At 68.0% G+C, this 18,818-nt stretch carries 22 protein-coding genes; 12 read left to right on the forward strand and 10 right to left on the reverse strand.

The window, feature by feature from the left end; all coding sequences use genetic code 11:
• Window positions 1-10: 10 nt before the first annotated feature.
• The gene (locus ACZ56U_RS33065) at window positions 11-343 is read right to left on the reverse strand and encodes a hypothetical protein (protein ID WP_469087610.1); all 333 of its coding nucleotides are present in this window, start codon (window positions 341-343) and stop codon (window positions 11-13) included.
• A gap of 406 nt (window positions 344-749) precedes the next feature.
• On the opposite strand from ACZ56U_RS33065, the gene ACZ56U_RS33070 reads away from it, so the two are divergent.
• The 5 genes from ACZ56U_RS33070 to ACZ56U_RS33090 all read left to right on the forward strand — a co-directional run bounded on the left by ACZ56U_RS33070 (window position 750) and on the right by ACZ56U_RS33090 (window position 4,606).
• Window positions 750-1,322: a hypothetical protein gene (locus ACZ56U_RS33070; RefSeq protein ID WP_469087611.1), complete on the forward strand. Its 573-nt coding sequence runs from the start codon at window positions 750-752 to the stop codon at window positions 1,320-1,322.
• A gap of 77 nt (window positions 1,323-1,399) precedes the next feature.
• Entirely contained in the window at window positions 1,400-2,164 is a 765-nt protein-coding gene (locus tag ACZ56U_RS33075; protein WP_469087612.1) for a hypothetical protein, read from the forward strand.
• Between the two features lie 114 nt (window positions 2,165-2,278).
• Complete coding sequence (locus tag ACZ56U_RS33080; protein WP_469087613.1) at window positions 2,279-3,538, forward strand: mucin-2; 1,260 nt, start codon at window positions 2,279-2,281, stop codon at window positions 3,536-3,538.
• A gap of 79 nt (window positions 3,539-3,617) precedes the next feature.
• The gene (locus tag ACZ56U_RS33085; RefSeq protein WP_469087614.1) at window positions 3,618-4,163 is read left to right on the forward strand and encodes a hypothetical protein; all 546 of its coding nucleotides are present in this window, start codon (window positions 3,618-3,620) and stop codon (window positions 4,161-4,163) included.
• Between the two features lie 191 nt (window positions 4,164-4,354).
• Window positions 4,355-4,606 carry a hypothetical protein gene (locus tag ACZ56U_RS33090; protein WP_391239954.1) on the forward strand — a complete coding sequence of 84 codons (252 nt, stop codon included), beginning with the start codon at window positions 4,355-4,357 and terminating at the stop codon, window positions 4,604-4,606.
• A gap of 91 nt (window positions 4,607-4,697) precedes the next feature.
• On the opposite strand, the gene ACZ56U_RS33095 is transcribed toward ACZ56U_RS33090, so the two are convergent.
• From ACZ56U_RS33095 to ACZ56U_RS33130, 8 genes are all read right to left on the reverse strand, one after another.
• Complete coding sequence (locus ACZ56U_RS33095) at window positions 4,698-5,534, reverse strand: hypothetical protein (RefSeq protein ID WP_469087615.1); 837 nt, start codon at window positions 5,532-5,534, stop codon at window positions 4,698-4,700.
• Between the two features lie 75 nt (window positions 5,535-5,609).
• Window positions 5,610-6,188, reverse strand: coding sequence for a hypothetical protein (locus tag ACZ56U_RS33100; protein ID WP_469087616.1), 579 nt, complete (start codon window positions 6,186-6,188; stop codon window positions 5,610-5,612).
• Between the two features lie 47 nt (window positions 6,189-6,235).
• The gene (locus ACZ56U_RS33105; RefSeq protein ID WP_469087617.1) at window positions 6,236-7,411 is read right to left on the reverse strand and encodes a hypothetical protein; all 1,176 of its coding nucleotides are present in this window, start codon (window positions 7,409-7,411) and stop codon (window positions 6,236-6,238) included.
• A gap of 95 nt (window positions 7,412-7,506) precedes the next feature.
• Window positions 7,507-8,091 (reverse strand): hypothetical protein, encoded by a 585-nt coding sequence (locus ACZ56U_RS33110; RefSeq protein ID WP_469087618.1) that lies wholly within the window; start codon window positions 8,089-8,091, stop codon window positions 7,507-7,509.
• Between the two features lie 54 nt (window positions 8,092-8,145).
• Window positions 8,146-9,231 (reverse strand): hypothetical protein, encoded by a 1,086-nt coding sequence (locus tag ACZ56U_RS33115; protein WP_469087619.1) that lies wholly within the window; start codon window positions 9,229-9,231, stop codon window positions 8,146-8,148.
• Complete coding sequence (locus tag ACZ56U_RS33120) at window positions 9,222-9,893, reverse strand: hypothetical protein (protein ID WP_469087701.1); 672 nt, start codon at window positions 9,891-9,893, stop codon at window positions 9,222-9,224. Before ACZ56U_RS33120 ends, ACZ56U_RS33115 begins: the two co-directional genes overlap by 10 nt.
• A 214-nt stretch (window positions 9,894-10,107) precedes the next feature.
• Window positions 10,108-10,449 (reverse strand): hypothetical protein, encoded by a 342-nt coding sequence (locus ACZ56U_RS33125; RefSeq protein WP_469087620.1) that lies wholly within the window; start codon window positions 10,447-10,449, stop codon window positions 10,108-10,110.
• The gene (locus tag ACZ56U_RS33130) at window positions 10,446-10,673 is read right to left on the reverse strand and encodes a hypothetical protein (RefSeq protein ID WP_469087621.1); all 228 of its coding nucleotides are present in this window, start codon (window positions 10,671-10,673) and stop codon (window positions 10,446-10,448) included. The genes ACZ56U_RS33125 and ACZ56U_RS33130 overlap by 4 nt, the downstream gene beginning before the upstream one ends.
• Before the next feature lie 164 nt (window positions 10,674-10,837).
• Here ACZ56U_RS33130 and ACZ56U_RS33135 point away from each other — a divergent pair, with 164 nt between their 5' ends.
• Complete coding sequence (locus tag ACZ56U_RS33135; protein WP_469087622.1) at window positions 10,838-11,131, forward strand: winged helix-turn-helix domain-containing protein; 294 nt, start codon at window positions 10,838-10,840, stop codon at window positions 11,129-11,131.
• Window positions 11,132-11,151: 20 nt separating this feature from the next.
• On the opposite strand, the gene ACZ56U_RS33140 is transcribed toward ACZ56U_RS33135, so the two are convergent.
• Complete coding sequence (locus ACZ56U_RS33140; RefSeq protein WP_469087623.1) at window positions 11,152-13,197, reverse strand: hypothetical protein; 2,046 nt, start codon at window positions 13,195-13,197, stop codon at window positions 11,152-11,154.
• 505 nt (window positions 13,198-13,702) lie between these two features.
• On the opposite strand from ACZ56U_RS33140, the gene ACZ56U_RS33145 reads away from it, so the two are divergent.
• Genes ACZ56U_RS33145 through ACZ56U_RS33170 form a run of 6 tightly spaced genes read left to right on the forward strand, consistent with a single transcriptional unit; the run spans window position 13,703 to window position 18,793 of the window.
• Window positions 13,703-14,419: a hypothetical protein gene (locus ACZ56U_RS33145; protein ID WP_469087624.1), complete on the forward strand. Its 717-nt coding sequence runs from the start codon at window positions 13,703-13,705 to the stop codon at window positions 14,417-14,419.
• Window positions 14,420-14,436: 17 nt separating this feature from the next.
• Window positions 14,437-15,306, forward strand: a complete 870-nt coding sequence (locus ACZ56U_RS33150; RefSeq protein WP_469087625.1) for a hypothetical protein — start codon at window positions 14,437-14,439, stop codon at window positions 15,304-15,306.
• Window positions 15,303-16,610: a CpaF family protein gene (locus ACZ56U_RS33155; protein WP_469087626.1), complete on the forward strand. Its 1,308-nt coding sequence runs from the start codon at window positions 15,303-15,305 to the stop codon at window positions 16,608-16,610. Before ACZ56U_RS33150 ends, ACZ56U_RS33155 begins: the two co-directional genes overlap by 4 nt.
• 2 nt (window positions 16,611-16,612) lie before the next feature.
• Window positions 16,613-17,584 (forward strand): type II secretion system F family protein, encoded by a 972-nt coding sequence (locus tag ACZ56U_RS33160; RefSeq protein WP_469087702.1) that lies wholly within the window; start codon window positions 16,613-16,615, stop codon window positions 17,582-17,584.
• Window positions 17,581-18,504: a type II secretion system F family protein gene (locus tag ACZ56U_RS33165; protein ID WP_469087627.1), complete on the forward strand. Its 924-nt coding sequence runs from the start codon at window positions 17,581-17,583 to the stop codon at window positions 18,502-18,504. The genes ACZ56U_RS33160 and ACZ56U_RS33165 overlap by 4 nt, the downstream gene beginning before the upstream one ends.
• A gap of 37 nt (window positions 18,505-18,541) precedes the next feature.
• On the forward strand, window positions 18,542-18,793 hold the full coding sequence (locus tag ACZ56U_RS33170; RefSeq protein WP_361532167.1) for a hypothetical protein: 252 nt from the start codon (window positions 18,542-18,544) through the stop codon (window positions 18,791-18,793).
• The last annotated feature ends 25 nt before the right edge of the window (window positions 18,794-18,818 follow it).

Genomic DNA, 18,818 nt, shown 5'->3' on the forward strand with positions numbered 1-18,818 from the left:
TTGGGTCGTGTCAGTACATGCGTCTGTTGCGGTTCATCGAACTGGCTTCCTCGGACGTGACCTTCTCGGGCATGCTGTCGATCTCGCGCTGAATGTCCTCAAGTACCTTGTCCACGTGCGATTGCACCATTTTGCGGTGTCCGGCGACATCCTGGTGCCATTTATCGGCATTCTTTCCCACCCACGACTTCGCCGAGTCACGGCCGCCCTTACCGATGTCGACCGCCGCCTTTTTCAAGGCGTCGACCAGGGCGGGCCGATCCTTTTCGAGCTGTCGCTTCAGGTTCTTGAGTCGCTCCCGTTCAGGATTGTCCACCTTTGGCTTCTCGCCGTCGGCTGCCATGCCCTACCCCCTTATCCGGTGGCACTTTACCGAGCGGGTGTAAAAGGAACGCCAAATCTGTGAGGGCTTTCCGTGGAGACGGTGACCGGCCGGCTACATGGCCGTGCGCGGCGTGACACCCGGCGTCGGGAACATAGGCTGTCACGTGCTCAGTCGCGGTCGAGGTCAACGGCGTTCCGTTCCGGCCAAGTTGGGGTGGGTCCTCAGTCGGGCTCAACCGGACTTGGTGAAGTTCCGTAGTCCCTGTTGGTGTCGGCAGTGGGGCCAGGGGCGGTTATCCAGCCCGATTACCTGCCTTTTAAGATGTCTTGATGTATCGGTCGGTCGGTCGGGGCTGGGCCTCGGTTCGCGGTAACCCCGCCTTCTGCTTCCCTGCTGTCGACGGAGAAACAGGGGGTGTCAGGGTATGAGCGCGGTCACATTCGAGCTGCGGCGCGCGGAGGCCGTCAAGGGTGCCCGAGGCGAGGTTCTCTCCTGGGTCGGGGACGTCGAGGGGCTCGGTCGTATCGAGCTCGTCTTTCCCGCGGACTACAGCCACTATCCGTCGGAGTACACCGAGGTGGCGGTGAGGGGGGACAGCGTTCCGCTCACCACGTATATCGGCCTGGGCTACCTGCAACGGCCTCTTCTGGCCAGAGGGGAGCTCAACATCGACTGGGAGCCGGCCGAACTCTCCAGGCACGCCTGGCTGTTCGGCCGGGACGCGCGCGCCCTGCGGATTCGGATCAAAGGGCGTACGTACACATACGTTCAGCGAGGTGGCAAGCGGCGCCATGAGCTGGCGCGTCCCGGCGCCGCCGTGCACATGAGGCGTTCCAGCTGGGTGAAACCCCGGACCATTACCGGGACTTGCCTTGGAGAGGCCGATGCCCTCGACATCAGTATCGCGCTCGTCCTTGAGGGCGTGTACACCCGAAACCTGTCGGTGGCGGGGGCCCTGGTTTCGTTGCCTGGTCGACTTCTCAATCGGTTTAACTGATCCTTAGGGGGAAAGAAGTAATGCCTTCTGTAGATGGGGCTCGGCGCCGGGTACGGCTGGCTGATGCTCATGTCAGCGTGCTGGGTCTTCTTGTGGAAGAGGGACAGCTTCCCGGCGAACTGGCGCAGGCGCATGCTGAGTTGCAGGAAGCCGGAATCATCGAGGGCGATGGCAAGATCGTGGCCGATCTCTATCCTCTCGTCGCCACGCTCATGGAGCCGCACGTCATTGCCCGCGTCGAGGTGACCGGCCCGGGTGGCGTCACGCAGAGCGGTGCCGTCGTCGGCGACGACTTCATCTACACGCATGAGAACTGGCCCGGTGAGGCCGAGTCGGAGTATGTACCGGCAGAGCCCGAGATGTTGGTGTGGGCTCTGGCCAGGATGGTGGATCTGCACCGCGACTTCACCGACGGGGCCGACCACGACGAGGTGATCGTGTCGACAATGGGCGCGTTCGACGATGTCGTCGCCCGTATGGAAGCAGGGCAGTTGGAACCCGCGGCCGTGGCCGAGGCGACGGCCGCGCCGGTGCGGCTTGCGGAGGTGCTGTCCCAGCTGAACTGCATGTGGCGCATGACGGTGGTATGGAAGGGCGCTGAGGCGCAGAGGACACTGAACAACGGACTGGCCGTGTCGACCCTCGCGGTCTGGGACTGCGGGCTCGAAGGTTACTGGTTGCGCGAGTTGCCGACGGAGCCGGCGGTCGAGGGACGTGTGGACGAGAACAGCGAGCTGAGGGTGCGGCGCACCTCTGCCAAGGAGCTCTGGCCGATGATCACCAATCTGCTGCCCGACGGGGTGCAGCTCGCCTCCACGCAGCAGGGGCAACCCGTTTCCTGAGGCCGCATCGCGTATGTCGGCGGCCACCCGAGCCGACGGCGTCGCTTCTGCCTCTGCCTCTGCCTTCCGACACGTGTACTTGTACGCGGCGCATCACATGATCACGGGGAAAATATGAGCGACAGTTCCAAGCGCATGGCCAATCCGGAGGACATGGAGCACCTGGCCAAGCTGTTCGACGGCAGAGGCAGTCTGCGGGACAAGTTGGACGAAGCCTTCACCCGGGCGTCCCGGCTTGGGGTGTCGGACAAGCTGGCCGCTCTCAAGCCCATGCGCGGCTGGACCGTCGACACCGCGGTCGATCTGCGTCGACGGGCCGCCGTCCTGCGGGCTGACAAGGGTGACCCCAAGGCCGCGGCGCTGTACGCGGGCTTCACCCCGGAGGAGCTGAAGGGCGTGATCCTTCCGCCTGACGCGATGCTGATCGCGAACGCTTCCGTAGCGAACGGCAGCGAGTTCGACACCAAGTGGTTGGAGCGGCAGAAGGGTGAGACGCTCACCGACTGGATCGAGCGCATCAAAGGTGATGCCGTCGCCAAGGTGACGGGTGACGAGAACCTTGGGGAAGTGGTCGGGGACTACATCGACATCACGGCGATGGCCTCCACGGTTCCAGGCGCTTTCAAGATGACGGCGATGGGGACGCTTCAACTGATCAAGTATTTCAAGAGTCTCAAGAATGCCGGAAATGTTGAATTCCTCAAGGCGCCCGGGTCCACACTCGCGCAGCTCTTGAAGGGGCAGTCGACGTCCCGTTTCATTCCTGCGAACATCAAGGCCCTTGCTGCATTCATCGGGTCCCGTACTCCGGCGCCGATCCTCAACGCACTCACCGGAAAAGACAGTCTCGCGGCCCTTTCAGGAAGGCAGTGGGCCTGGGAGGCGAACCTCCTCAAGGTCGGCAAGAACGCCGGTGCCTTGAGTAGGGCGACGGGGGCGAGCCGGCTGGGTGCCTTCGCCTCAGGAGCAGGGACCGCGATGCGTACCGCTGGCTGGTGGCGTGCGGCTGGTGTCGGTGGCAGTGCGGTGTCCACGGTGATCGGTGGCGTCGACCTCGTTCAGGAAGGACATCCGGTCGAGGCATTCAAGCGCGACAAGGCCGGATATGTAGCGAAAGCATCCGGCGTAGCCTTCAACGCCTCTCTTACGGTGGCGATGGTGGCTCCCACCCCGATCACGATCGGCGCCGCGGTCGTGACGGGTGCCGTCTATGGTGCTGCATCGATCGTCGACAACTGGGAGAAGGTCAAGGAGTTCCCCGGAAAGGTCGCCGACGCCGGAGCCTGGGTAGGGAACAAGGTCAGTGAAGGGACTGGGAAGTTTGTAGACGGGGCGAAGAGTGTTGGCAAGGCCATTGGCGGCTGGTTCGACTAGGTGTGCATCGACTGAGTGCGAGATGACTGTGAATGAATTTGAGTTCAGGCTTGAGCGTTCTACGAACACAGTGACTTCGATGAACCAACGGCATGTGAGCTTTTGGCGAGGTGACGTCGGAGGGCTGGGATTCGTGGAGCTCGTCGTTCCAGCCCTGGAGGTCGTTCCTATCGCCGAGCGTGCCGAGTATGAAGGCGTCATGGTGACTGGCGATAATATTCCGGTCTCCACTTTCAAATCCCTTCGGTACGGTGGGCGCCCCCGCATCGCCGAAGGAAAGTTGAGCGTAGCGGGGCAGCACGCGTCGTTCACGCGGAAGACCTTGCGGATGAGCAGGGGAGGTCGGGCTCTGAAGATCTCGGCCGTGGGGCGGGAGTACCGGTACAGGGAGGATGGGAACCGGCGGCATCACGTGTTGGAACGCGCTGAAGCGCGGATCGTGGTGTCCCGTTCCAGCTCGTCGGAACCGAAGAGTATTTCCGGAACGGCTCACGGAGCCGTCGACTCCGTCGACATCAGCCTCGCGATCCTCTTCGAGGGCGTGTACACACGCAACCTGTCGTTCCGAGGTGCACTGATCTCGGCTCCTGGGAGGTTCCTGGATTCGCTCGCCAAGCTCTCTTGATCGGCACGATCTAGGGTTGATCGTCCGATGTCGTCAACACATCATCTGGAGATCCGATGCGGAAGCGCCAAGTCGCTCGTGGGGCCGTCGCCGTGGCCGGAGCTGTCGGGCTTGTCCTGGGGGCGACGGGGGCCGCCAGTGCCGCTGACACCACGCTGACCCTGAAGCGGGGTGGGTACACCATCGGCACCATGACGCACCTCGACCCGGACCCCGACACCTTCCGTGTGTGCGACAAGCGGGCTGATGGTCACGGGGTGACCGGCAAGCTCTATCTGTACATGGGCGGATGGCAGTTGAAGGAGACGAAGTCGGATGGCGGCGACGCTGGTTGCGACTACTTCGACTACAACGTCGTTCCCTACGCGGCCAAGTACATGATGAAGCTGTGCTGGAACGGTCCCGGTGAGGTCTGTGTCCAGAAGGAGTTCACCGAGGACTGAGGTTCACCGGCGTTTCTCCGCCCTTCACTTCCCCCGGCGACCCCGGACACGCTCGCGCAGCGGGTCCGGGGTCGCCTGGGGCGGGGCCCGCTCACCTCGCGCGCGTCGTCGCGAACTCCTCGGTGCCGGGGAGGAGATCGGTGATCAGCCGCCAGATCTCCTTGGCGTCGGTCCGGACCAGCTTCAGCGCAGTGGTGCCGTCGACCTGGCCGGGCAGGATCGGCTCGGCGGGCAGTTCACGACGCCAGTAGCCGAGCGGGCCGCAGTCCCACACCGCGATCCCGCGTACCTGGAGGGCAGGCGTCCCCTCATCGTGTCCCTGCCACGCGGCGGTCATCCGCCAGCTGGATCGCATCCCGGCGAGCAGCCTGGCGAGGGTGCTGACCTGTGACCTCCGGGTGAGACCGGCGCCCTTCAGCACCTCTGCGATCCGGTCGATGCCCTCCTCGGCGCTCAGGCCCGCGAGGCCGTCCAGAGCGTCGAGTCCCGCGTCGAGGACGGCCATGGTGGTCTCGACCTCGGGCGTGGCGACCTGCACGGTGTCCTCTCCCTGGAGGTTGACCATCCGCGCCAGCGCCCAGACGAGCATGGTCGGCTCCAGCCGGACGTACTCCGACTCCGTGGAGCCCGGCCAGGACTCGTGGGAGTAGACGTAGCCGTCGCCGATGGTGACGCCGTGGTGGAGGGTGCCCTGCGCACCGAGCGCCTCGACATGAAGGACGACGGCGGGCTCCCGCAGTGTGCTGACCAGCGGGGCCAGCGCGAGTTCGAGGTTTCCGGTCTCGTCGGTCAGGCCGGCCTCGCGTAGCTCGCGGTCGGCCTCGGCCAGCTCCGGGGGCACCTCCTCGCCATCGGTACGGTGGCGGAGGACGGCCAGGTGGTTCTCGGCGAGCCGGAACCGACCTCGCGTGCTGTCATACGAGGGCATTGCGTGTCGCTTTCGTCGGCGGAAACGGCTGGCGCGCAGCCAGGGGGCGGCGAGGCCCGGGGGAGTTCGCGAGCATCACTGGAAGGCCTCCAGCCAGTCCATCGACCTGTGGAAGAAGGCGCGAACGGCTCCGCCCCGGGTGAGGTTGCGGGTGTTGACACCGCACATCACGGCGGCCAGGGCGAGGTCGGTGCCATCGGCCGGGCCCAGGACGGTCAGCGTGGCCTTCTTCCGCGCACCCCTGCCCCGTCGGCTGGTCCGGATCTCCACGCCGTCGCGGACCAGCGCCCGCTCGGCGTGCCTGGAACTGGTCGCGAGGTAGCGGTACTCCCGCCCGTCGACCCGCATCCGCAGCGCCCGGCCGGCCTTGGTCTGTGCCCAGCGGTTGCGCTGGAGCCGGATCCCGGCCCCGGCCACACTGAGCCGCGCCAAGTGGAGGGAGGGCTTGCGTCCGTAGGCCCAGCCGTCGAAGGAGGCCGTGGGCACCCGGTCCCCGCTGACCTCGGTGGTGTGGCGGTCGCCGTGGCGTCTCGCCGGGTAGACGACCTCGATCCTGCCGAACTCCCCGGCCGTGCCCCGATACCCGAACTTCCAGGTCAGCCGGTGGCCGGAACGATCCTCCCAGTGATCGAGGGTGTACGTCTGTCGCTGCATGGTTCCTTCCCCTCGCGCCGCTCGGCGCGGATGTGCCTCGGTCGGCATCAGTCGAACGGGTTGAGGGCGCTGCCGACTGCCTTGGCGCCGTCGGAAATGGCCTCGCCGGCCTTGTCGGCCTTGTCACCGACCCAGTCCGCGGCCTCCTCCGCGCCCTTGCTGATGCTGTCCCAGTTGTCCCAGACCAGGGTTCCGGCATAGGCGACGCCGGTGCCGACGGCCAGGCCGATGGTGACCGGGTTGGGGGCGATCATCGCGGCGGTGAGGGAGGCGTTGAAGGCCGTACCGGTCCAGTTGGAGAGGTACTTGGCCTTGTCCTCCTTCCACGCCTTGCCGTGGTCCATGGTCGCGAGGTTGGCCACACCCCAGGCGGTGGCGGCGGCGGAACCGACGATGCCCGCGCCGCGCATCCATCCGGCGGCCTTGGCCGCGTTGGCGAGACCGCCGCGCTGGGCGATGCGCAGCAGGTTGGCCTCGGTCGCGGTCGGCATGTAGAAGGCGCCGTTGCGCATGTAGCCGGCGAGCATCGCCGCCTCGTCGGAGCCGGCGAGGGCGGCGGTTGGCACCCGGGTCAGCCAGCTTCCGGCCTTGGGAATCCTGGACAGCTTGTCCCAGTGGCCGTTGATCATGCGGGCGGTGAAGGTGCCCGGAGCGTTGAGCACCTTGGAGGATTTGAAGTACGAGATCAGCGACTTGCCGCCGAGTAGCGCCGTGGTCGACGACGTGAAGAACGCCGACAGGTTGGCGGCCCCCTCGATGTACGTCGACACCGCCTTGCCCAGTTTCTCGTTGCCCGTGAGCTGGGTGACGGCATCCCCCTGGATCCGGACGAGCCAGTCGTCGAGGGTCTCGCCGTCCTTCTTCTTCAGCCAGCCGTCGTCGAGTTCGCCGTCGGCCGCGGTCGCGTTGGCGACCAACAGGATGTCCGGCGGCAGATCCTTGTTCTTGAGCTGCTCGGGGGTGAAGCCGGCGAGCAGGAGTCCGGCCATCGGATCGCCGTCCTCCAGACGGGCATACGCGGCCTTCCTGCGCAGGTCGGGCGCGGTCTCTCCCACCCAGGAGCGCATCGGCTTCAGCGCACTCAGCTTGTCCGACACGCCCAGTGTCGAGGCCCGAGTGAACACCTCGCCGAGTTTGTCCCCCATTCCGCCCCGCCCGTCGAGCAGCTTGGCCAGCTGCTCGAGGTCCTGCGGGTTCACCACTCTGCTCGGCTTGCCCGTCACAAAGCTCCTTCAGATGATCAATGTCGGCTGTTTCCCGCACAGGAAACAGCACCGGCACGCGAACAACGTATCGAAACCGTGCGGGGGCCTCAGCGTCAACAATCCTGGACGCGGCGGGCTCGCGTCAGTGCGTCCAGCAGGGCCTCGCGGTCGTGCGTGGCGATCAGCAGCGGTTCGCCCCGCACGGTCTCGACCATGATCTGGTCCATGCCCATCGGCACCGACCATCCGCCCCCCATGACCCGCGGCTGCTGGGTCGTATGGCTCGCCCGCCGCAACTCCGCGAGCTCCTCACGCGACCGGGAGGCCAGGGACGCGACGAACTCCGCGTCCGTGGGCTGCTCACGGGCTTCCCGCAGCGAGTCGGCCGCCAACGACTCCACCGCGATCGTCGCCCGCCCCACGGTCAGTTGTCCGTCCCGAATGTGGATGCGGTGATAAATGCGTTTGGAAATCGGCACGGCATTGAATACGACCGCGAGAAACGCCGCAGAACCGAGAATGACGAACCAGACCGTGCTGTCCTCGGGCAGCAGGATGCTCCCCTGGTAGGCGACCCAGACACCGAGAACCAGCAACGTGGCGACGGTCCAACGCCTGGGCAGCTTCTCCTTGTACACCACCGCCCGCCCGTACGACGCTGTCGCTTCGCCCGCTCCACGGCTCTCGGCGCCTTCCACAGCTGCTCTCCTCGATTCGAACGGCCTCGATCCCGGTCAGGCTACGCCGGGCATTCAGCGGTTGACGGCCTGGATTTCCTGGACGGTGACGGCTTGTTCGTTGCCGAAGGTGCCGTTGGGAAGGTCGCCGCCGGCGCCGCCTGTGCCGGTCCAGGCGATGTCCCAGGTGATGGTGGCGCGGAGTTTGTAGGTGCTGTCGCCGGAGGAGCGGAGGTATTTGAGGCCGCAGGGCGGCGTCTGGTCGGCCTTGCCCTTGGCGTAGGGCTCGCCGATGGAGCCGTCGGCGTTGATGGTGCACTCGCCGGATGCGGGGTAGGTCGTGGCGTCGGCCGTGCCCGGTTCCAGCTTCAGGGACACCGGTTTCGCGGTGGTGGTGGCCTGGATGTTGAAGCCGGGGACGTTCAGGGCCGCTGTGGCGTGGACCTCGTCGAAGACGGCCTTGTCGAGCCAGGCCCAGGTGGGGAGGTTCACCTTGGTCGTCGCTTCGGGGGCGAGGGTGACCTTGGTGTCGGGCAACTCCATGTGCTGGTAGGCGAGGGCGGCGAGTATCTCCGGGGTGATCGCTTCCTCGTACTGGGGTGGCGGGGCTTCGCCGTTGTCGACCCAGAAGGGAATGTCGTTGCAGGAGCTGCGCTTCAGCAGGTCGGGCTCGTCGGGGTTCTCGACGCCGGCCCAGAACATGCCCTCGCCGTCCTTGTCGACGTTGTAGTCCTTGTAGCCGGGGGTGTCGGTCCAGCCGTACTCGTCCTCGTAGTGCCGTTGCAGCTCACCGATCGCCGCGCCCGCGGTTCCGCCCATGCCGGGGGTGTTCATGGCGCTGTCGATCGACTCGGACATCTTCTTCTTGAAGTCCTTGGCGCCGAGGTAGGGGGCGTACCAGCAGGGTGGGGGCGTCCAGTTGACGTCGGCGGACGTCACGTTGCCGGTGCCGCCGTTCTTGGCTACGGAGCCGGAGTACTGGATCTTTGCGGCGGCGTAGATGCCGGTGCCGTCGCTGCCACCCGACTTCTCCGTGCTGGCGCCCTGGTCCTTGCCCGTCGGTCCTGCCGCGTATGCCGGTTCCGTGAGGACGAGAACGCCGAGAGCCAGCGTCAGAGCTCCGGTGCCGATCAGAACGCGTCGCGATCCGCTCACTGGCACTTCGCCGCCTTCGTCTGCACGTAGACCTTGGATGCCTGCCACAGGTCGTCGGCTGTGGGGTACTTGACCATGACGATCTTGAAGTAGTCGAAATCCGCGAGGCTGGGCTCGGTCTTCAGGACCTTCCCCGTCTTGATCTCCTTGCCATAGAACTTGCTCGAGTCCACGCAGAACGCCACCTCCACAGCCTGGTCGTTCGTGGTGGACCGGGTGCTGACGTCGTAGTGGCGTTCCGTGCCGGTCGCCGTCCAACCGCCCTTGATCCAGGCCTTGATCTGCACCTCGCCGTAGTGGAGCCCGTCGCCTGTGGCGTACGTGGCCAACGCCGCTTCCTTGGTCGAACGCTTGTCGATGCCGTGGTAGATGGCGCGAAGGAAGTTCGCGGCGTCATCCATCGCGGCCGCCTCGTTCTTGTCCTGCGGCTTGTCCCAGTCGAAGACCATGGTCAGGTCTTTCGGCAGCGACACATCCACCCCGTCCGGCTTGTCCTCCGCCGGTGCTCCCGAGGCCGAAGCGGAGGCCTTCGGTGACTCCGAGCCCTGACCGGCGCCGGCGATCTTGTCGTTGTCGCTGGCCTTGTCGTCTCCGCTGCCGCAGGCCGTCAACAGCAGGGCTGCCGTTGCTGTCAGAGCGGCAGCAACGGGCAAAGAGCGGCGCTTCACTATGAACTCCCCGTGAGACATCAGTTCAGTCAAGTGATCCGACGCTATCGGTGAGGTTCCTGCTTTCGCCAGAGCGAACTTCGCAGTAAATGGGGGCGATCCGGGCGTATGGGTATGTGACCCGTGTCCTGATCGTGCCGAACGGGCGACGCCCTCGGACGCGTTGAGGGAGGGGCGTCCGAGGGTGTCGCGGCGTCGATGGCGTTTCGCTTTGCTATCGCCGGGTTCTGCATCTCGGGCACGCGCACGGGGGATACGCCGACGTGCGCGGCAGTGGCGCCGCCCGTCCGCCCGCCAGGATCTCGCGCTTGCCCCGGTCCTCGGTCACCGTGCCTTCGGCGTCGAGCGTGTAGACGCGCAGGGTGAGGCGCGAGCGGCGGTCGGCGCTGTCGAGGATGTCGAGTACGTCCGTCGGGGGCGGGTAGTGCATGGCGCATTCCTGGCACGCGTACACGTTGAAGCCGGGGCCCGTCGGGGCGTGGACCTCGTGCACCAGGACCGGTTCCTCCGTGACGCGTTCGCAGCGGGCGCACATGCGGAGCGCCGGGCGGGTCATCGGGTGGCCGCCGGGAGTCGTACGCCGTGGATATGGGTCGGGCCTACGTCGATACCGAGGGTGGCCAGGTAGGCGGCCCGGCGGCGTGCGCGTTGGAGGTGGGAGGCGGGCGGGGTCGGGATGTAGCGCAGGGGTGGCAGGGCGCCGAGGCGGTGGCGGCCCCTCGGGCGCGGGGTACAGAGGGTCAGGACCCAGGCGAGGGCCCGGACGATAAGGTCCAGCATGTCGGCGCTCCTGGTTAGCGTTGGCCATGCCCCGGGACGGCTCCACCCGTCGCCGGGGTCTTCGATTTCCGTCGATCAGCCTACATTGCTGCGCATGTCAGTGCATAGCAGTGCGCAGCAATGCGTCCATCGCTGCAGCTCAGGGCTGTTTTACGGTGGTGGTTATGGCAGCAGACAGAGGCGATTCACCGATCGACCCCAACAAGATCGCGTACGTCTATATGCAGGTGGCTGACCACATCGCTGCCCGCATCGCGTCCGGAGAGCTGCGACCGGGGGCGCGGCTGCCCGGCGAGCGGGATCTCGGCTCCGAGTACGGCGTTGCCTATCTGACCGCTCGCCGGGCCATCCGCGAGCTCCGCGAACGCGGCCTCGTCGTCACCCTCCCCGCCAAGGGAACGTTCGTCGCGTACCCCGCTGAGCCGGACGGCCCCGCGGACGACGACGGCGGTCGGTGACGAGGGTGCCGGTCCCCGCGTCAGTGGACGACTGACGACTCCCGCACCTTGCGGCCGAGCTTGGTGAAGCCCTCGGGGGCGGCGGAGAGCAGGTCGTCCTCGTAGTACGGGGTGCGTTCCGACTCGTCGTCCGGGCCAGGCAGCGTCAGGAGCAGGGCGGGATGGTCGTTCGGGGCCGTGTCGTTGAGGCAGCGGTCGCAGAGCGGGAGCATCTTGCGGCGGTTGCCGTCCGTCGACACCCGTACGTGGCGGCTGGACCTCGCCGGGCCGTGCAGGGGGTTCACGCCGCAGCAGCGGGTCGTTGTGTCGCCGGCGAGGGCCGCGCGGGTGGCCCGGGCGAGGACGATGAGTGCGACGAGGGGTGCGGGACCGAGGTCGTCGACGCCCTGGTCCGCGAGCAGCATCGTCGCGTCGTAGCGGTTCCGGGCGCGGGTGTCCGCGGTCTCGCCGGTGCCGTAGGCGGTGGTCATGGCGCGGGTCTCGGTCTTCGCCGTCTCGCGCAGATACGACAACGACGGCGCCGCCGGGGAGACCTGGGGCAGGACCGAGGCCGGGAGCGGTTCCGGATGGCGGCGCCTCAGCAGCACGCGGACGATGCCCAGGACGGCCGCCGCGAGGCCGAAGAACAGGAACGCGGCGAGGACGCCCAGGAACAGGCCCGACCAGAACTCACCGTAGTAGAGCGGCCGCAGCTCGTCCTCGGCGATCGGGTCCGTGGCCGGGTACGGGTCGCCGGGGGTGGTCGGCTCGTCCGTGCGGGCGGTCTTGTCGAGGATGACCATCAGGTCGTCGAGACGTTCGCCCACGAGGTGGTCGTCCGTCTCGTCCGCCTTGGAGTCGCCGTACGAGAGGGACTCCGGGAGGTCGAAGAAGGGGCTGTACGTGTCCAGGCCCAGGCCGTAGTTGTAGGCGCTGATGTGGCCGTCCAGCGGATCGGCGACGATGTAGACGCCGTCCTTGTCGCCGAGCTTGTCGCGGACCGCCGCCGTGAACGCCTTCTCGTCGCCCTGGGACTCGTCCTCGTAGAGCTGCGGGACGAGCGCGACGAAGGCCGGGCCGCCACCCTCGGAGGAGCTGAACTTCTCGATGCGGTCGTGGAGTTGTGCCAGCTGTGCCGTGTCCAGTACCCGGGGGCTCTCCGGGTCCGCGTACACCGGGTCCTCGGCCAGGCCCTTCGCGACGCGGTCGAGGCGGGCGTTGAGGTCGATCGCCCGGGGTGGGGGTGAGGCGCTCGACCTGGTCTGGTCGAAGACGAGGGGGGCGGTGAGGGTGATCGCTACGGCGGTGGCCAGGGCGAGTGCGGGGAGGATCCAGCCTCCGGAAGACTTCCCCTTCGCCTGCCCGCCCTTCGCCTGCCTCCCCTTCGCCGGCTTGCCCTGCTTGCGGGGGGCCGCTCCGGGGCGGCGGCGCCACCATCGCCGTACATAGGGAACCAGCAGCAGCATCAGCAGGGGTACGCCCGTGATCGCCATCCCCGTGAGGGTCGACTGGTCCTCGCGGTCGGACGGGCCGATGTACAGGTCGGCCGGCTCGTCGCCCTCCGCGTACTTCTCGCGTGCCGCCTCCGCGCGGGCCGCGGCCTTCTCGGCGCCCTGCGCGACGGCGTCGGCGAAGCGCTCGAAGCTGCGCAACGGACCCGCGTCATAGGGGAGCTCGTAGAAGGCGACGGTCGCCGCGTCCTTCGCCGGGGCCTGTACCCCGTACGCCTCGGCCGCCGTGACCGTCGACTCGTCGATCAGTACGTACAGGCCGTCCTTGCCGAGGCGGTCGTGCACCGCGTCGAGCAGGCCCACGCCGGTGGCGGCCCGGGCCGGGAGGACGAGGACGTAGGTCGGCATGCCGGTGCGCTGGGCGAGTCTCGCGAAGTCGCGTGCGGTGGACTGCGGTATCTCGCGGGGGAGTTGGTCGGTGACGTAGACCGGGTCGGCGCGGAGCTGGGCAGCGAGGTAGGCGGCCTGGGCGTCCGTGGCGGGAGCGGCGGCCCGGGCGGCGGGCGTGGCGGTTGCGAATGCCGTGACGAGCAGGGCGAGAAGGGTGAGCGGGGTGAGAAGACGAGCTCTGATCACACCGTTCTTCCTCGCTGCCGCCCTCATCGCCGTGCGCCCCCGTACCCCGCCTGCCGTCACGCGCGGCACTCTACTGGGGGTCTGTGCCGGCGAAACGGCGTCGCGCGGTGCTGAACCTTCTGCGCCGAGGGGAAGACGGTTGGTCGCGATTCCCGCCCTCGTGAGCGAATCGTGCAGGCCTCATGGGCGGACCGTGACGAAAAACTCCCCGCGCGCAGAACGAGGTGGCTGTCATTGATTCGCTCCCGCACAGCCCGCGGCCCTTCTGGGGCTCCCGCACAACTGGGCATCGCGCGCCCGAAGTTGCAGATGGATAACGGGGAGCGGGGTGAGGCGTATGACTCCGGACGCGCCTTGAGGGGCTTATGTGCGGCTGATACGGTGCCATGGCTTGACACTCCCCCCAGCGATGGCTATCCGTGAAGGATCGGGCGAACGCGGGTGAAGTGTCCTAATTTGCAGAGAATTTGGCAGACAATTTCTTGGGCGTACGGGGAGCAGTCGCGTGAAGATCCAAGAGCGTACGGGGGCGGGTCAGGGTCGTTCCGCCGCTCCTGCTCAGCCGTCGGTCGGTGACCGGCTTCCCACGCCGCCTCGCGAGCGCAAACCGGCGTTGGCCGCGTTGGCGGTGCTGCTGATCCTGGTCGGTGCGCTGGGGGCGACGATGCTCGTGCTCCAGGCCGGGGACCGGATCGAGGTCGTGAAGGTCACGCAGGCCATCCCGGCGGGTGGCTCGGTGACCGACGGCAACGTGACGTCGGTCCTGGTCGCGGAGAACAGCGACATCCACTACATCAAGTGGTCGCAGCTGGACACGCTGAAGAAGCTGAAGGCCCTCGACGCCATCCCGAAGGGCGCCGTGCCGGTTGGTGAGATGTTCGGCGACAAGGTCACCGCCGCCCAGGGCAAGACCCTCGTAGGCCTCTCCCTCAAGGCCGGCCAGTTCCCCGCCGGTATCAAGGAGGGCGACACCGTCGCCGCCTACCGCGTCACCGAGGGCGGCTCCACCGGCAACAGCTCGGCCTCGTCCTCCGGCAACAGCAACGCCGTACTCGCCGAGAAGGCCGTCGTGACCGCCGTGCCGGTCAAGGGCGGCGACGAACTCGTCGCCAGCACCAACTCCGCCTACACGCTCGCCGTCGACAACGACCAGGCCGCCGCCCTCGCCCAGGCCGCCGCGAACGGCGAAGTCGCCCTCGTCCTCGTTCCCAGCAGCAACTAGAAGGCGGCCCCCGACCCATGGCGCTCATCGCTCTCGCCGCCGACAAGGGTTCCCCCGGCGTCACCACCGCGGCCGTCGCCCTCGCGGCGGTCTGGCCGCGGCGTGTCCTGCTCGCCGAGACCGACCCGGCGGGCGGCGACCTCGTCTACCGCAGTGCCGCCGCGCACGGCGGGCCGCTCAACCCGAACACCGGCATGCTCTCCATCGCGGCCACCGCGCGCCGCGGCCTGGTACCGGACCAACTCTGGGACCACGTCCAGCCGTTGAGCGGTGGCCTCGAAGTCCTCGTCGGGCTCGGGAACGCCGAGCAGGCCGCCGGTCTCGCCGGGCTCTGGCCGACCCTCGGGCACTCCTTCGCCGCGCTCGCCGAGTCCCCGAACGCGGCCGCCGACGTCATAGCCGACTGCGGCCGGATAGCCGGTGACACGCCCGCCGTGGAGCTGTTCCCGCACGCCGCCCTCGTCCTGCTGATCTCCCGTACCGAACCCGAGGCCATCGCCCGGGTCCGGGACCGGGCCGCCGCCCTCGGCAACAAGCTGCACGGCGGTCAGCGCGGGGTCGCGACCATGGGCAACCCGATGATCGGGGTCGTGCTCGTCGCCGACACCAACAACGCGGCGAAGATCTCCGGCCAGGTCAACGACATGCTCGTGCACGCCCAGACCGGCGCCCGTGTCGTGGGCACCATCGCCGACGACCCGGCCGGCGCCGAGCAGTTGGCCGGTCGCAAGCGCGGACGGCTCGACAAGTCGCTGCTCATCCGCAGTGCCCGCAAGGTCGCCTCGGACCTCTACCAGCAGTACGGCGCCGCCTGGTCCGTGCCCACCCAGGCCCAGCAGGGTCAGATGCACGGCGACATGAACGGCCGTGCGGGGGCCGGGCGATGACCGCTGTCGACCATCAACTGGTCAAGCGGTTCCGGCAGGAGGCAGGCGACCGGATCGCCGAGCAGCGGCGCCTGGACCAGGTGTCCGGCGTCACCCCCATGTCCCCCGAGGACGAACGGCACTACGCCCGCGCGGTCATAGCCCAGATTCTGGAGGACCACGCCCGCACGGAGATCAACGCCGGGCGCACCCCTCTGGACGCGGAGACCGAGGAGCAGTACGCCGCCGCGGTGCACGCCGCGCTCTTCGGCGTCGGGCGGCTCCAGCCGCTGCTGGACAACCCCGAGGTCGAGAACATCGACATCAACGGGTACGACCAGGTCTTCGTCGGCTACTCCGACGGCCGCGAGGTCAAGGGCGACCCGGTCGCCGAGTCCGACGAGGAGCTCGTCGAGCTCATCCAGGTGCTCGGCGCGTACTCGGGCCTGTCGTCCCGGCCCTTCGACTCCGCCAACCCCCAGCTCGACCTCCGGCTCCCCGACGGCTCGCGTCTGTCGGCCGTCATGGACGTCACCCGGCGCCCGGCGCTGTCCATCCGTCGCGCGCGCATGGGCAAGGTCTTCATCTCCGACCTCGTCGGCAACGGCACGCTGAGCCCGGAGGTCGCGCACTTCCTGGCGTGCGCGGTGCGGGCCCGCAAGAACATCATGATCGCGGGCGCGACCAACGCCGGTAAGACCACGCTGCTGCGGGCCCTGGCGAACGAGATCCCGCCGCACGAGCGCCTCATCACCGTCGAACGCGCCCTGGAACTCGGGCTCGACACCTTCGCCGACCTGCACCCCAACGTCGTCGCCTTCGAGGAGCGGCTGCCCAACTCCGAAGGGCAGGGCATGATCTCGATGGCGGAGCTGGTGCGCCGGTCGCTGCGTATGAACCCGTCCCGCGTCATCGTCGGTGAGGTCCTCGGCGACGAGATCGTGACCATGCTCAACGCCATGTCGCAGGGCAACGACGGCTCGCTGTCCACGATCCACGCCAACAGCTCCAGCGAGGTCTTCAACCGTATCTCCACGTACGCGTTGCAGGCCTCCGAGCGGCTGCCCATCGAGGCAAGCCAGATGCTGATCGCGGGCGCCGTGAACTTCGTCGTGTTCATCCAGCGGCGCAACGACTATCAGACGGGCGGGCGCCTGCAGCGCATGGTCACCTCCATCCGCGAGGTGAACGGCGTGGACGGCCGCGTGCTGTCCAGCGAGGTGTTCGCCGAGGCCCACGACGGCCGGATCGTGCCGCACGCGCCCATCGCCTGCGTCGACGACCTGATCGCACAGGGCTACCGGCCCACGGGAGCGTGGGGATGATGATGAATCTCGCGGCTTTGGACTCGCTCGGATCCCTGGGCGGGCTGTTCTCCACGACCGTCCTCTACTCGATCGCCTCCGGTGTCGCCGTCGGCGGTGGCATCGCGCTGTTCGCCATCGCCGTGCGCGGACTGCCCGCCAAGCCCGAGCACGAGAAGCAGAAGGCCGCCGAGCGGGCGAACGAACTGATCCGGTTCGCCGGGCAGCGCGGTTCGCTCGCCGCCATCATCGGCATGGCCGTGCTGCTGCTCACCCAGTGGGCGGTGGCCGGGATCGCGGCCGGAGTCCTCGTCTTCTTCTGGGACCGCCTCTTCGGCGGTGCCGCCGAGGAACGCGCCGCGATGAAACGGGTGGAGGCGCTGGCCGGCTGGACCGAGTCGCTGCGGGACACCATCGCCGGCGCGGTGGGTCTGGAGCAGGCGATCCCGGCGTCCGCGCGCGCCTCGGCCCCGGTGCTGCGGCCCCATCTGGACGCCCTGGTCGACCGGTTGCGGGCCCGCACGCCGCTGCCGGACGCGCTCCAGCACCTCGCCGACGAGATCGACGACGCCTCCGCCGACATCATCGTCGCGGCCCTCATCCTCAACGCCCGCCTCCGCGGCCCCGGTCTGCGCCAGGTGCTCGGCGCGCTCGCCAAGTCGGCGCGCGAAGAGGTCGACATGCGCAACCGCGTGATGGCGCAACGGGCCTCCACCCGGCGCTCGGTGCAGATCGTCGTCGCGGTGTCGGTCGCCTTCGTGCTCGGACTGTCCGTGTTCAACCGGGAGTTCGTGGAGCCGTACGGCACCGCGATCGGCCAGGTCGTCCTCGCCATCGTCTGCGGGCTGTTCGCCCTCGGCTTCTGGTGGCTGCGCAAGCTGTCGACGATCGAGACCCCCGAACGCTTCCTGGTCAAGGACGGGTCGAACGTCCAGTTCGTCCGCCCGCGCACACCGTCCCCACAGACGCTTCCGGAAGAGGGGGCACGCCGATGAGTGACATCACCATGCCGGTCGTCGTCGGCGCCGTCATCGGGCTCGGCATCTACGTCCTGGTCCGCGCCCTCATGCCGACCAAGCGCAGCGCCGTCGCGCAGGTCGCGCGGATCGACGCCATGCGGGCGCGCGGAGCGTCGTACGACACTCCGCGGACCGCCGCCGACACCGGGCGCCTGGGCTCGCTGCGGGCCGAAGTCGGTCTGCGCGTCGCCGAGTTCTACGTGCAACAGGGCTGGGAGCAGCGCTCGCTGCGCGCGGACCTCGCGGTTCTCGACCGCAGCTGGGAGAAGTTCCTGGCGACGAAGGTGCTGCTGGCGACGGTGGGCCTGTTCTTCGGCCCGATGCTGTTCGCCGTGGTCTGGGCGTTGACGCTGGCCGACAGCCCGATCGTCCCGGTCTGGCTGGCGCTGCTGTGCGCGGCCCTGTTCTTCTTCCTGCCCGACCTGGAGGTACGGCGGGACGCCGCCGCCAAGCGACGCGACCTGCGGCGCGTGATCGGCGCCTACCTGGACCTGGTGTCCATGAGCCTCGCCGGCGGCCGCGGTCTGCCTGAGGCGCTGATGGCGGCGGCCGAGATCTCGGACGGCTGGGCCACCCAGCGCATCCGCAACGCCCTCGCCGACGCCCGTATCACCGGCATCAGCCAATGGCAGGCGCTGGGCCAGCTCGGCGAGGAACTGGGCGTGGAGGAGCTGAAGGACCTCTCCGCCTCCCTCGCCCTGGTGGCGGACGACGGCGCGAAGGTCCGTGAGTCGCTCGCCTCCCGCGCCGAGACCATGCGGCACCGCGAGATGGCCGAGATCGAGGGCAGCGCGGGCGAGAAGTCCCAGTCGATGCTCGTCGCCCAGCTGCTGCTGTGCGCGGGCTTCCTGGTGTTCCTGATCTATCCGGCCGCCATGCGGGTCTTCCAGGTCTGATGTCGACCACCCTTACGTCTTGAGAGGACAACTGACCATGAACCAGCGGAACTTCAACACCGGAATTCCGGCAGTCGACTTCCTCGTCACCTTCCTTCAGGGCCGCGTGCAGCGCGCCCGTTCCGGCGAGCTCGACCGTGGTGCCTCCGCCGTCGAGTGGGTCATCATCTCCGCGGTCGTCGTGGCGATCGTCGGCGTGGTGGCAGCGATCATCAACGCCGCACTGGAGAAGGGTGCGACGAAGGTCGGGACGTGCATCGACGGCGCCAAGGCTTCGGGCACCTGCTGAAGCAGGGGGGTCGAGGAGGGTACGG

It is taken from the genome of Streptomyces sp. NPDC034103 (genome assembly GCF_055575395.1).

Excerpts from the sequence above, each read along its gene's own strand:
- ACZ56U_RS33160 (WP_469087702.1), top strand. The coding sequence starts at position 16,613 with ATGAATCTCGCGGCTTTGGACTCGCTCGGATCCCTGGGCGGGCTGTTC.
- ACZ56U_RS33125 (WP_469087620.1), bottom strand. The coding sequence starts at position 10,449 with ATGACCCGCCCGGCGCTCCGCATGTGCGCCCGCTGCGAACGCGTCACG.
- ACZ56U_RS33070 (WP_469087611.1), top strand. The coding sequence starts at position 750 with ATGAGCGCGGTCACATTCGAGCTGCGGCGCGCGGAGGCCGTCAAGGGT.
- ACZ56U_RS33100 (WP_469087616.1), bottom strand. The coding sequence starts at position 6,188 with ATGCAGCGACAGACGTACACCCTCGATCACTGGGAGGATCGTTCCGGC.
- ACZ56U_RS33080 (WP_469087613.1), top strand. The coding sequence starts at position 2,279 with ATGAGCGACAGTTCCAAGCGCATGGCCAATCCGGAGGACATGGAGCAC.
- ACZ56U_RS33085 (WP_469087614.1), top strand. The coding sequence starts at position 3,618 with ATGAACCAACGGCATGTGAGCTTTTGGCGAGGTGACGTCGGAGGGCTG.
- ACZ56U_RS33065 (WP_469087610.1), bottom strand. The coding sequence starts at position 343 with ATGGCAGCCGACGGCGAGAAGCCAAAGGTGGACAATCCTGAACGGGAG.
- ACZ56U_RS33130 (WP_469087621.1), bottom strand. The coding sequence starts at position 10,673 with ATGCTGGACCTTATCGTCCGGGCCCTCGCCTGGGTCCTGACCCTCTGT.
- ACZ56U_RS33090 (WP_391239954.1), top strand. The coding sequence starts at position 4,355 with ATGACGCACCTCGACCCGGACCCCGACACCTTCCGTGTGTGCGACAAG.
- ACZ56U_RS33135 (WP_469087622.1), top strand. The coding sequence starts at position 10,838 with ATGGCAGCAGACAGAGGCGATTCACCGATCGACCCCAACAAGATCGCG.
- ACZ56U_RS33095 (WP_469087615.1), bottom strand. The coding sequence starts at position 5,534 with ATGCCCTCGTATGACAGCACGCGAGGTCGGTTCCGGCTCGCCGAGAAC.
- ACZ56U_RS33155 (WP_469087626.1), top strand. The coding sequence starts at position 15,303 with ATGACCGCTGTCGACCATCAACTGGTCAAGCGGTTCCGGCAGGAGGCA.
- ACZ56U_RS33150 (WP_469087625.1), top strand. The coding sequence starts at position 14,437 with ATGGCGCTCATCGCTCTCGCCGCCGACAAGGGTTCCCCCGGCGTCACC.
- ACZ56U_RS33170 (WP_361532167.1), top strand. The coding sequence starts at position 18,542 with ATGAACCAGCGGAACTTCAACACCGGAATTCCGGCAGTCGACTTCCTC.
- ACZ56U_RS33165 (WP_469087627.1), top strand. The coding sequence starts at position 17,581 with ATGAGTGACATCACCATGCCGGTCGTCGTCGGCGCCGTCATCGGGCTC.